Source organism: Pseudomonas sp. NPDC087814 (genome assembly GCF_044742865.1).
Classification (GTDB): Bacteria; Pseudomonadota; Gammaproteobacteria; order Pseudomonadales; family Pseudomonadaceae; genus Aquipseudomonas.
The window spans coordinates 20,981-33,452 of sequence record NZ_JBIUVK010000023.1; the positions used below are offsets into that span (position 1 = coordinate 20,981).

Below are 12,472 nucleotides of genomic sequence, written 5' to 3' on the forward strand. Positions count from 1 at the left end.
TGGCGCCATTTCTTGGTCGCCTCTAATCGGCGCTGATAACGGAACTTCGCAGCAAATTCCCCCTCTCAATCAACACTTCGCCATCCCGGCGGCCCTTGTTGTGACCGCTGCCCAACCCCGCGGCCTGCCCAGAGAGAGTTGTGCCGATGGTCCACGAAAAGACCTTCACCGACACCCCCGTCCTCGAACACCCACGACCGGCAGCCGCCGCTACGTTGCTGGCCCTGATGCATGCCCAGGGCGAAGTGGAACGGCTGAGTGAACGCGAGCAACTGCTGAGTTCGCTGTTGGTCAGTGTGAATGCCGTGCTCTGGGCAATCGAGTGGGACACTCGCCGCGTGCTGTACGTCAGCCCGGCCTATGAGCGGGTTTTCGGACGTACGGCGGGCATGTTGTTGACCGACTATCGGGAATGGCGCAACAGCATCCACCCCGAAGACCTCGACTACGCCGAGCACAGCCTGGCCCAGGTGCTGCACAGCGGCGCCGTGGAAGACCGCGAGTACCGCATCATCACCGCCGACGGGCAGATCCGCTGGCTCAGCGACAAGTGTTACATCAACCAGCAGGCCGAGCCCGGCCAGCCGGTGATCGTGGTAGGCATAGCCGAAGACATCACCGAAAAGAAGCAGCTGGAGCTCGAGCTGCACCGCCTGGCCACCACCGATGTGCTGACCCGCAGCAGCAACCGCCGGCATTTCTTCGAGTGCGCCCACCACGAGTTTGAACGCGCCTGCCTGCAAGGCACGCCCCTGGCGTTCCTGTTGCTGGACATCGATGACTTCAAGGTGGTGAACGACACCTACGGCCACCTGGAAGGCGATCAGGTGTTGCAGCGTATCGCCGAGAGCGGTCGGGGAGTTCTGCGCCGTGGCGACCTGTTCGGGCGCATTGGCGGCGAAGAGTTCGCCGCCATACTGCCCGGTTGTGCCCCGGAGATGGCAATGCAGGTGGCCGAACGCCTGGGGCACGAGATTGCGCAGCTGAGCTTCAGCCACGACGGTGAGAGCTTTGCGGTCACCGTCAGCCAGGGCCTGGCCAGCCTGACCGCCGAGGACGCCAACGTGGACAGCCTGTTTGCCCGCGCTGACGCGGCCATGTACGAGGCCAAGCGCCAGGGCAAAAACCGCGTGCTCTCCGGCTGATGCTACACGATGACCTGTGGGAGCCGGGCTTGCCCGCGATGCAGGCACCTCGGTATGTCGGTTGTACCGGGATGATGCTATCGCAGGCAAGCCAGCTCCCACACTGGCACGCATCGCCTGCTAGGTTTTGCGCATACGCGTCAATTCCGGCAAACCCACCTTGAGCAAGCGTGCCGTCTTGCCTTTCGCCAATGCCTCGACGCCTTCATGCTCGGTCAGCCGCGCCAGTTGCGCCGCCAGGTTCATCACCAGCGCTTCGCGGGAATACACCCCGCCCTCCAGCGAATAAATCGCCGCGATCAACTGGCGCAACTCCAGCGGCAGGCGCCAGCGTGTGCGCAGTGCCGAGCCATAGGCCGCACCGAAGGTGTAGAGGGACTCGCCAATCGCTTCGTCATCCAATTCGCCACCGCCCAGCAGCCAGTCTTGCAGGCACCGCAGCAAGGCCAGGTCGCCAAGGCGATGGAGGATGCCGGCGCTGTAGCAGCGCTCGTGATCCAGGTCGAGCATGCGCGCCAGGCTGCGGGCGTAGTCGGCGGTGCGCTGGGACAGCTGCCAATGACGCTCGGCGTAATCCACAAGGCTCGGGTCGCTCAGTACCACGTTGTGCTTGAGGGCGAGCCCCAGGATCAGGTTCATGCTCTGCCCCGCCGCCAGCTTGTGCAGGGCCATGCCCAGGGTCTGTACCGGCGAACCGTGATGGCCGGCGCTGTTGGCGGCGGCGATCAACACGGCAGTAATCTGCGGGTCCATGCGCACCTGCTCTTCCAGGCGCTTGAGGTCCAGGCCCTCCGGCTCCAGGCTATGTTGCACCGCAGCCTGCACGTCGACCCGCAGCGGCGCGCCGTCGGAGGCTTCCCGGCGGCGCTCCAGAAACACCGGCAAGGTCATGCCCGGCGCCAGGGCCGGGACTTCGCAATACACCGTCTCACCTTCGTTCAGCAGCAAGTCCTGCAGGCGCTGGGTCAGGCTTTCCATGTTCAGGGGTTTGGTCAGGTACGCGGTCGGTGCCAGCGGCAAGGCTTCGCGCACACTGGCGCTGTCGTTGCGGGTACTCAGCAGGATAAACGGCAACAGCGGCGTACGCCGTTGCAGGCGCACGCTGCGCAGCAGGCTCAGGCCATCGACGCCGGGCAGCTCCCAATCGGCAATGATCAGGTCATAGGGTTTGTCACGCAGCAACTCGGTGGCCCGCTGGCCATCGGCACACACATCCAGCCGTGCGTCACAGCGCACATTCAGCAACACCTGCTTGAGCAGATCTCGGGACCAAGGGTCGGCCTCGGCAATCAACACACGGGGTACAGCCGGTAAATCAACAGCAGTCATCCAGCACGCTCCATCGGCAATACCAGCACCTTAGACAAAGGAGCCGCCTGCGTACAATGAACAACGGCTGAATACCGTTCATCGGGCACAAAAAAACCCGCCTAAGCGGGTTTTTTGTCGATCAGGTCAACTTTTGATCACAGCTCGGAGAAGCACTCTTCGATGATCGCCAGGCCTTTGTCCAACTGCTCGTCCGGCGAAGTCAGCGGAACCAGCACGCGCAACACGTTGCCGTAGGTGCCGCAGGACAGCAGGATCAAGCCCTTGTCACGCGCCTTGGCCACCACGGAAGCGACAGCAGCGGCGTTCGGCTTATGGCTGTCGCCATCTTCGAACAGCTCGACCGCAATCATTGCGCCCAGGGCACGCACTTCGCCGATCACCGGGTACTTGGCCTGGATAGCTTTCAGACCGGTCACCAGGCGCTCGCCCACAGCCTTGCAGCGGTCCAGCAGGTGCTCTTCTTCGAACACTTCCATCACGGCCAGGGCCGCGGCGCAAGCGATCGGGCTGCCAGCGTAAGTGCCGCCCAGGCCACCTGGCGCAATGGCGTCCATGTATTCAGCCTTGCCGCATACACCGGCCAGCGGGAAGCCGCCTGCGATGGATTTGGCGAAGGTGGTCAGGTCGGCGGCAACGCCCATCTGTTCCATGGCGAAGAAAGTACCGGTACGGCCGGCACCGGTTTGCACTTCGTCGGCGATCAGCAGGATGCCGTGCTTGTCGCACAGTTCGCGCAGGCGCTTCATGAAGGATTTAGGCGCGACGTAGAAACCGCCTTCGCCCTGCACCGGCTCGATGATGATGGCAGCGATATCACGCGGCTCGGCATCGTTCTTGAAGATGCGTTCGATGCTGGCGATGGAGTCGTCATCGCTCACACCGTGCAGTTCGTTCGGGAACAGCGCGCGGAACACGCCGCCTGGCATCAGGCCCATGCCGGCCGAGTACGGCACGACTTTGCCGGTGAGGCCCAGGGTCATCATGGTGCGACCGTGGTAGGCGCCGGTGAACGCGATCACGCCGGCACGGCCAGTGGCGGCACGGGCAATCTTCACGGCGTTTTCTACCGCTTCGGAACCGGTGGTGACCAGCAGGGTTTTCTTGGCGAAATCACCCGGCACCTTGGCGTTAACTTTTTCGCACAGCTCAACGTACGGCTCGTAGGCCAGTACCTGGAAGCAGGTGTGAGTCAGCTTGTTCAACTGTTCGGTCACGGCGGCGATGATTTTCGGGTGCACATGGCCGGTGTTCAGCACGGCGATACCGCCGGCGAAGTCGATGAACTCGCGACCTTCAACGTCGGTCACGGTGGCGTTCTTCGCCGACTCGGCGAAGATCGGGTGAATCTGGCCAACACCGCGTGGTACAGCGGCTTCGCGGCGTTTCATCAGGGATGCGTTGGTCTTGCTCATAAAGTCCTCATTCGCCACTCATCGGGTGGCGTGGTCCAAGGAATACGTGGCGGGGAGGCAACTACGGCAGCATGCGATGATCGACTGCCACAGCTTTCCCGGCCACTACGAATAACGGGGTGAAACACGCAAAGGGACAGCGCTCTCGTGCCCTTTGCGTTTGCAACAATGCCTTGCCGGGCTTAAATGCCCAGGCAGAGGTATTTGATTTCCAGGTAGTCCTCGATCCCGTACTTGGAGCCTTCACGGCCCAGGCCCGAAGCCTTGATGCCGCCGAACGGCGCCACTTCGTTGGAGATCAACCCGGTGTTGACGCCGACCATGCCGTATTCCAGGGCTTCAGCCACACGGAACACACGGCCCAGGTCGCGGGCATAGAAGTAGGAAGCCAGGCCGAACTCGGTGTCGTTGGACATCGCGATCACTTCGGCTTCGTCTTTGAAGCGGAACAGCGGCGCCAGTGGGCCGAAGGTTTCTTCCTTGGCCACGGCAGCATCTTTCGGCACGTTGACCAGGATGGTCGGCTCGAAGAAGTTGCCTTCCATCACCTTGCCGCCAGCCAACAGGGTCGCGCCTTTGCTCAGGGCGTCAGCGATGTGCTCCTGAACCTTGGCCACGGCCTTCTCGTCGATCAGCGGGCCGGTGGTGGTGCCCTCTTCCAGACCATTGCCGATCTTCAGCTTGGCCACCGCCACTTTCAGTTTCTCGGCGAACGCGTCGTACACCGAATCCTGGATGTACAGGCGGTTGGCGCAGACGCAGGTCTGGCCGTTGTTGCGGTACTTGGAAATGATCGCGCCTTCGACGGCCTTATCCAGGTCTGCGTCGTCGAACACGATGAACGGCGCGTTGCCGCCCAGTTCCAGGGAAACCTTCTTGATGTCCTTGGCGCATTCGGCCATCAGCTGGCGACCGATTTCGGTGGAGCCGGTGAAGGACAACTTACGCACGATCGGGTTGCTGGTCAGCTCGCTGCCGATATCGCCGGCGCTGCCGGAGACCACGCTGAACACACCTTTCGGAATCCCGGCACGCTGGGCCAGTTCAGCCAGGGCGAACGCGGAGAACGGGGTTTGCGACGCAGGCTTGAGCACCATGGTGCAACCGGCAGCCAGGGCCGGGCCGGCTTTACGGGTGATCATCGCGGCCGGGAAGTTCCACGGCGTGATGGCAGCGGTAACGCCGATTGGTTGCTTGATCACGATCAGGCGCTTGTCCGGCTGGTGGCCGGGAATCACATCACCGTAGACGCGCTTGGCTTCTTCGGCGAACCACTCGATGAACGAAGCGGCGTAAACGATTTCGCCCTTGGCTTCGGCCAGCGGCTTGCCTTGTTCCAGGGTCATCAGGCGAGCCAGGTCATCCTGGTTCTCGATGATCAGCTCGAACCAGCGGCGCAGCTTGTTGGCGCGGTCCTTGGCGGTAAGTGCACGCCAGGCCGGCAGGGCCTTGTCAGCTGCTTCAATGGCGCGACGGGTTTCGGCGGCGCCCATTTTTGGCACGGTACCGAGGATTTCGCCGGTAGCGGGGTTGTTGACCTTGATCGTTTGACCGTTGTCCGCATCGACCCAAGCGCCATCAATGAAGGCTTGCTGGCGGAACAACTGGGTGTCTTTGAGCTGCATGTCGGCTTTCCTTAACAGCACCGCGCACGCGCGGAGCGAATTAGAGTTGTTGAAAGGCGCCTTGAGGGCTGCCGTCAGGGAAATCATTCACTGGGCGCAAGCACGTAAATAGCGCACGAAAGGACAAATGTGCGGTTCAGCACCCAGGCAGGAGCGTTTGAAATCTCAAACGAATCCTAGGATCAATGGGGGTGCAGGGCAATAGTCTGTTCGAAAAAAAGAACGAAAACGGCGCATTTGCTCGATTTTTCTGATCAGCGTGTTTCGGGCGAGTTCCACCGTATTGCGCCGAGATGCCCGGCACAGGGCGTCAGCGGCGCGTATTCCTACCGGTGGCCGGGCGAAAAGCGGCATGGACGCCCAAGGTCGACATGGGTATGATGTCGCCCGCACAAGCATCCGTAGCTCAGCTGGATAGAGTACTGCCCTCCGAAGGCAGGGGTCGTGGGTTCGAATCCCGCCGGGTGCACCAGATACAGATGAAAAAGCCCCAGGTCGAAAGGCCTGGGGCTTTTTTGTGGGCGTCGATTCAGGGTTTCTGCAACGCCTCCAACCGCGCCGGCAAGTCTTCCTTGGGAAAGCGCTTATGCAACTCCAGCAGCTTCTCATCCGCCGCCTTCGCCTCTCCCGCCTGCCGCAACCGCAGGATTTCCTGCAGCCCTTGCTCCAATGGCGGCAGCACAACAGCCGAGCGCTTGCTCATCTTCGCCACCGGCTCATCCGCCAGCGAGCCCGCGACTTCTGCCTGCACCTGCGGCGCACTGTCAGCCTGCGGAGCCACGGAGAATCGAGCCATCGGCGCGGCTGCCGGGGCCGGGCGGGCCAGGTCTTGCGGAGCCGCCGCGTAAGTCCCTGTGGATAACTCCGGCCGCGGCACCGGCGAGCGCGTGACCAAACCAATCATCAGGGCCACACCCGCGACGGTGGCAAACGCCATCTGCCAGCGCGGCCGTTGGCAGGCCTGTAACCAACGCTGCCACAGGCCGGGTTGCCGCACCGGCGCTTCACGGTGGGCGGTGGCCAGGATGAAGGCGTCCAGGGAAGCCGGCGGCTCGCCGCTGGTGTGTTGACGGAAATGCTCGATCAGCAGGTCGTCGTTCGAGTCCTGGGTATGTCGGGGGTCAGTCATGCGGGTACCTCCTCGGCCAGCAGTCGGCGCAGTTTCTGCTGGGCGTAACGCAAGCGGCTTTTTACCGTTTCCAGTGGGGCGCCGGTGAGCGCGGCGATTTGTGGCACTTCCAGCTCGCCATGCAGGCGCAGCAGGAACACTTCGCGCTGGTCTTCGGGCAAGTCTTGCAACGCGCTGTCCAGGCGCGCCTGATCACGGCTCAGGCTCAGCAGTTGCTCAGGCCCGGCGCTGTCGTCGGGCTGGCCGTGAAGCTGCTCATCGTAGCTGTCGTGCAGCGGGTTGTGGATGCCGTGCTTGCGCCAGTGGTCGATCAGGCGGTTGCGGGCAATCTGGAACAGCCAGGTGCGAAAACTCGCCCGCCCCTGTGGCTCGCTGGTGCTGCGGATCAGGCTGAGCCAGGTGTCCTGGAACACTTCCTCGGCCAGTTCGGCCTTGTTGCTCAAGGACACGAGAAAACGGTACAGGCCCTGTCGATGCCGCGCGTACAGGGCCTCGAACGCTGCACCGTCGCCGCTGCGGTAGCGGGACAGCAAGGCTTCGTCGCTGGGTGAATCCATCAGGTGGCGCACTCCTTTGAGGTGGATCAGTGTCTGGCCGGGGCCTGGAGGCTCTGGGCCAATTCGACCAGTTGCACAAACTCGCCGCGCAAACCAAAAGGGTCGTCGCCCCGTGCGGAACGTGCCAGTGCGGCCGTGTCCTTGATACTCATGCTGCCAGTGTAGCGGCCATCACCCTTGAGTTGCTGGGCGAAGGCGGCCACGGCGGCAGAGAAGCGCAGGTCGTCGCTGGGTTTGCCGCTGTGCTGGTTGCTGATCGGGTGTTCGATCAGTCGGCTATCGCCGCCTTCCGCTGGTTTGTAGCGTACCCGCAACATCGCCAACTCATCAGTTTTACCGTCAGCCTTGGCCGCCGATGCGTAGCGCAGTGGCTCCAGCCAACCCTGTTCACCCTTCGGGACAATTTCATACAACGCGGTCACTGTATGCCCTGCACCGATTTCGCCGGCGTCGACCTTGTCGTTGTTGAAATCCTCACGCTTCAGGGCGCGGTTTTCATAGCCCAGCAATCGGTATTCACTGACCTGTGCCGGATTGAATTCCACTTGCAGTTTCACATCCCGGGCCACCACGGCGAGGGTTGAGCTGAGCTGGTCCACCAGCACTTTGCGGGCTTCGCGCAGGTTGTCGATATAGGCGTAGTTGCCATCACCGGCATCGGCCAGTTGTTCCATCAGGTGTTCGTTGTAGTTATCCACACCGAAGCCGAGGGTGGTCAGGGACACGCCGCTTTTGCGCTGGTCGACGGCCATTTGCTTGAGGCTGTCGAAGTCACTGACGCCCACGTTGAAGTCGCCATCGGTGGCCAGCAGGATGCGGTTGATGCCTTTGTCGATAAACCCTTCGCGGGCCATTTGGTAGGCCATTTCGATCCCCGACGCGCCTGCGGTGGAGCCGCCGGCGGTAAGTTGGTCGATGGCATTGCGGATCGTGGTTTTGTCGCGGCCCGAGGTGGGCTTGAGCACCACCCGCGATTCGCCGGCGTAGACCACCAGCGAGACGCGGTCCTGGTCGCGCAGTTGGTCCACCAGCAATTTCAGGGTGCTCTTGACCAGAGGCAGGCCTTCGCGGCGATTCATCGAGCCGGATACGTCCACCAGGAACACCAGGTTGGCCGGTGCCAGGTCTGCCACCGCGCGGTCCGAGGCCTTGATGCCGATGCGCAACAGTCGGGTGTGGGGGTTCCAGGGTGACGGTGCTACTTCAGTGGTCACGCCAAAGGGCGAGCCGTCGGTGGGCAAGGCGTAGTCATAAGGGAAGTAATTGACCATCTCCTCAAGTCGCACAGCACCTTCGGGCGGCAGGCTGCCTTGATTGAGGAAGCGTCGTACGTTGGCATAGCTGCCGGTGTCGACATCGACGCTGAAGGTGGAGACCGGTGTTTCGGCAACGCTGCGAATCGGGTTGTCCGGGAGGTTCTGATAGTGCTCCCGAGGCTCGGTCTGGTATTGCATGGCGATCGAGTCGTTCATGACCAATCGCGACGCCATCGGTGCAGGCGCAACCATCCGCTTGACCATGGCCCCCTGGACGCTGGCGGGCTCACTTTGCACCTCCACGACAGGCGCCGACTCAGCGGGCTTGGCCACGTCACGGGATGAAGAGAGCCCACACCCGGCAAGCGCCACCAGCAGGGTCACGGTGAAGCCTTGGGCGGCAGGGCGTAACAGCAGAAGAGGACGGGACATGGGCTGAACCTCGTGAATGAATGATCCGTTCACAAGGTCAGACGCAAGGGGCTGGCGATTCGGGTTAAAGCAACTTAGAGCGACGGAATATTTCCCGTCGCTGCCACAGTCGCCACCGGGACACGCTCGTTAGGCGCAGTTACGTCATACACATGCTGCTCACAGCCCTTCCCGATAATCACGAATTCCACCAGGTAAACCTTTTGCTTCTCAGGCTTGAAGGTCGAACTCATGGGGCCGCACTCATACACATAGGTTTTGACGAGGCCGACATAGTTGGCGTTGTAGACCCGTGACTCGCCGATCACTTCAAAGGGCTGCCCCGGGTCAGCCTGCACTTCCAACTGCGGGAAGCGTTTGGCGACGGCGCTGTTGCCCACTTCGTTCATCTTGGCGATCCAGCCGAATACCTTGCCACGGCCGGAATCCACCACCGTCCCGAGGATTTCCGGACGCTGATCTGCATCGGAACTACGGCGTACGGAGAACTGCACCGGATAGGTAAAACCGGTTGCCTTCATGATGACCTTGGCGTGTTCGGCGTCCACCTCGACCTTTTTCTGCTGCAACTGGACGCCGTCCGTCAGCAGGCTTGGCGAGGAGTTCCTGGCAGTGGAGTGGCAGCCGGCCAAGACCAGGGCGAGGATTAAGAGTGAGGTCTTTTTCATGGGTTACTTCCTTGAGCACATTTAAAAGTCTGGCTCGGGCTACGTGGGAGAACCGCAGCCCGATGCCGTTTTCTATCGGCCGTAATACTTAAAACGCGTACCGCGCCTTGAGCATGACCCCATCGGCATCAAAACCACTGCGGGCCTGGCGGGTGTAGCTGGCACCCACGGTAAAGTCCGACACCTGGTAGTTCACGCCGACACTGGCTTCATAGCTGTCACGCGCCACCGAAGCGCCGGTGACGGTGAACGCAGAACCGCCGAGCACATAGCTGGAGGTTTGTGCGACGCGATCACCCATCAGGTCGTGATACGCCATCAAGGTTGCTTCCGGCTGCAAGCTACCGGCACCCATGGGCAAGTTGCCCGCCAAGCGCACACCAGCGCCCAGCTCGCCCACTTCATAGCGTTGCGACTGGGTGCTCAGCGCGGCCGAGGAGCCCTTCTCGTTGAAACCGTCCATGCGCACGTTGGCGTAACGCGCTGCCACGCGCGGCTCGATCACCACGGCCTGCGACGGCTTGAAGCTGTAGCCGCCGATCACACTGGCAGACAGCACATTGCTGTCGTAACTGCCCTTGGCTGTGGTGCCGGCGATATGGCGTTTGCTGTCGTTGTCGTTATGGCCATAGCTGAGGCTGCCGTCGACAAACCAGTTTTGCAGCGACCAGTTGCCGTACAGCGACAGCGCATGGCCCTCCACATCGGTCTTGTTGCCGAGGTCGGAATGGATGTTGGAGTTAAGGTAGCTGTACGCCACGCCCAACGTGGTGGTGTCGTTCAAGCGCCCGTCCACACCCACGGCCATGCCGCTGCTGTTGGCCGAGTAGCCGTTGTTGCCGCCACGCCCGTCCTGGTCCATGTTGCTGCTCAGGCCCTGCACCCACACGCCGCCGGTTTGATGGCTTTCGCGCTGGTCGGTGAGGCGGTTGAAGATCGCGCCGTTGACCACGGTCTGGCCCGACAACGCCACGTCCAGGGCGCCGCGATTGACGTCCGGCTTGAGTTGTTCGCTGACCTGAGCAAGCTGCTGTGCTGTGCCGGCGTCAGCCAGGGTTTGGAACACTGGGTCGTTCTGATTGAGTCCGCTCAGTACGTCGTTTTTAAAGGTGTTCACCGCCGTCGCTGACGCAGCGCCGGCGCCCACCGCGGCGAGCTCCTGCTGCACTTGCTGGTTGTCTTTAACCGCCACCACGGCCTTGACCGTTTGCGCGTCGGCCGAGTAGCTCAGCACGTTCAGCAGAGAGGACGAGCTGGCCACAGACAGGCCATTGTCTTGCACGCTGGTGGCTTGCAACAGGGTGTACTGAGTGCCGTTGTTGGTGCTGGCGAAGTCGCCCGGTTTGGCGCTCACGGTCAGCTTCGAAGCCTGGGCGAAATTCGCTGCACCGTTGACGGTCAGGTACGGCGTGGTCGGCACTACGCTGTCGGCCAGGTGGATATCAATACCTGCGCCGCTAGCAACGTTGAGGTTGCCAGTGATCGCAGTACCGGGCGCCGACAGGTTCAGCGAGCCCGAGTTGACCGATACCGGCGCGATGATGCGGCTGCCGGTGAAATCGGCCTGGCCGGCGATATTCACGGCGTTGACGTTGAGCACGTCGCCGATGATCTTGCCGCCCGTCCAGTTCAAGGTGGCCAGGTTTGCCGCGTCGATGGCGATGCCGGCGTTACTGCGGATTTCGCCGGCTTGCTGGTTGATCTCGAACGCCGAGGTCTGGTCCGTGGCATCTACATGAATGGCTGTACCATCGGCGCTGATCGTGCCGCGGTTAACGATGCCGCGCGCGCCGGTCGCGCTGTTCTGGGCAAAGGTTGCCCCGGCAAACTCGAAGGCATTGGCGTTGGTGCCCGTGGCCTCGACGGTGCCGGTGTTGAGGATGTAGTCGACCGTACCGTTTAGAAACATCACCGTCTTGGCGTCATTGCCGTTGGCAGAAAGCAGGCCGCTGTTTTCGATGCGCAGAGGGTTGGTGTCGGTTTCCACCTCGATGCCCCAGGCGCCCTCGCCCGTCGCTTTGAGCGTGCCGGCGTTGAGGATTTTGCCGCCGACGGTGGTACCCAGATTGTTCTGGCGGTCGAGGATCAGGCCGATGGCGTAATCACCGCTCATGTCGATCACACCGGTGTTCGAGACGTCGCCGGCGATGGTGGTGCCATGCAGGTAAATGCCTTCGCCGCCATCCACGTAGGAGGGTGAAGCCGGCGGGCTCAGGGGCAGCGTGGAACGGATGGTGCCGGAGTTGATGACACTTCCACCGATGGTCGTCGCGCCGATCTCAAGGCCCTCGTAACCCCCATTTTTCATAAGAATGTTGCCCGCCTGGACCACGTCCCCGGTGACAGTTCCTGGGCTCAGGTTTTGCGGGCCCGACCAGAACAGCGGGTCCAGGGCAATCGCACGGATGGCGGCGCCCTGGGAATCCAGAGTGATGTCGGCACGGTTGATCAACGAACCCTGGATAGTGGTGTTGGCCACACCCAGTCCGGCAGGGTTGGTGGTGGTCGGCACCACTACTTCGGAGAACGTCCCGTTGATAATCAATGACTCATTAAAGGTCTCGCCGACCCAAATGTTCTTGCCCTGCCCCAGGTCGAATTCCACCGCCAGCGCTTGCGTACTGATTGCGCCGACCATGAGTGCCAACAGGCTTTTCTGGAACTGCTTACGCTTCATTTCAAACTCCATGAACTACATTAAAAGCCGCCAATAGGCCCGGCGGCAGTAGGTGTGCTAAGCGAGGGATCAATTGATCCGAATGCATTCCCCCAGGGTGCCTTCCTGAAACGCAGGCGCGCGCCTGTGCACCACAGCGGGCGGTGACAGAAAAGAGGCTTGGGGGGCGAGGTTCACATTAATCCTTAATGTCATTTGAAAACGCTGCAGTCCATGCAGCCCGACCGGTTGCGGGTGGG

The 12,472-nt window shown here is 61.9% G+C and carries 9 protein-coding genes and 1 tRNA gene; 2 read left to right on the top strand and 8 right to left on the bottom strand.

All coding sequences use genetic code 11. The features are described 5' to 3' along the window. Positions 1–146: 146 nt before the first annotated feature. Positions 147–1,145 carry a GGDEF domain-containing protein gene (locus ACIOMR_RS17905; protein ID WP_401195545.1) on the top strand — a complete coding sequence of 333 codons (999 nt, stop codon included), beginning with the start codon at positions 147–149 and terminating at the stop codon, positions 1,143–1,145. A 120-nt stretch (positions 1,146–1,265) separates the two neighbouring features. Here ACIOMR_RS17905 and ACIOMR_RS17910 read toward each other — a convergent pair whose 3' ends face one another. The 3 genes from ACIOMR_RS17910 to gabD form a co-directional block, all read right to left on the bottom strand. Then, positions 1,266–2,474 (bottom strand): HDOD domain-containing protein, encoded by a 1,209-nt coding sequence (locus tag ACIOMR_RS17910; RefSeq protein WP_003218151.1) that lies wholly within the window; start codon positions 2,472–2,474, stop codon positions 1,266–1,268. Between the two features lie 137 nt (positions 2,475–2,611). After that, positions 2,612–3,889, bottom strand: coding sequence for a 4-aminobutyrate--2-oxoglutarate transaminase (gene gabT, locus ACIOMR_RS17915; protein WP_003218153.1), 1,278 nt, complete (start codon positions 3,887–3,889; stop codon positions 2,612–2,614). A gap of 182 nt (positions 3,890–4,071) precedes the next feature. Then, positions 4,072–5,514, bottom strand: coding sequence for an NADP-dependent succinate-semialdehyde dehydrogenase (gabD, locus tag ACIOMR_RS17920; RefSeq protein WP_003218155.1), 1,443 nt, complete (start codon positions 5,512–5,514; stop codon positions 4,072–4,074). A gap of 395 nt (positions 5,515–5,909) precedes the next feature. On the opposite strand from gabD, the gene ACIOMR_RS17925 reads away from it, so the two are divergent. Beyond that, positions 5,910–5,986, top strand: a tRNA-Arg gene (locus tag ACIOMR_RS17925). Between the two features lie 57 nt (positions 5,987–6,043). Here ACIOMR_RS17925 and ACIOMR_RS17930 read toward each other — a convergent pair. The 5 genes from ACIOMR_RS17930 to ACIOMR_RS17950 all read right to left on the bottom strand — a co-directional run bounded on the left by ACIOMR_RS17930 (position 6,044) and on the right by ACIOMR_RS17950 (position 12,233). Further along, a complete protein-coding gene (locus ACIOMR_RS17930; protein ID WP_401195550.1) occupies positions 6,044–6,643 on the bottom strand; it encodes a hypothetical protein in 600 nt (199 codons plus the stop codon). Then, positions 6,640–7,200 carry an RNA polymerase sigma factor gene (locus ACIOMR_RS17935; RefSeq protein ID WP_003218160.1) on the bottom strand — a complete coding sequence of 187 codons (561 nt, stop codon included), beginning with the start codon at positions 7,198–7,200 and terminating at the stop codon, positions 6,640–6,642. The genes ACIOMR_RS17930 and ACIOMR_RS17935 overlap by 4 nt, the downstream gene beginning before the upstream one ends. Positions 7,201–7,226: 26 nt before the next feature. Beyond that, entirely contained in the window at positions 7,227–8,888 is a 1,662-nt protein-coding gene (locus tag ACIOMR_RS17940; protein ID WP_008433683.1) for a VWA domain-containing protein, read from the bottom strand. Between the two features lie 74 nt (positions 8,889–8,962). Then, a complete protein-coding gene (locus ACIOMR_RS17945) occupies positions 8,963–9,556 on the bottom strand; it encodes a hypothetical protein (protein ID WP_008433680.1) in 594 nt (197 codons plus the stop codon). Between the two features lie 88 nt (positions 9,557–9,644). Further along, positions 9,645–12,233 (bottom strand): autotransporter domain-containing protein, encoded by a 2,589-nt coding sequence (locus ACIOMR_RS17950; protein WP_401195553.1) that lies wholly within the window; start codon positions 12,231–12,233, stop codon positions 9,645–9,647. Positions 12,234–12,472: the final 239 nt, after the last annotated feature.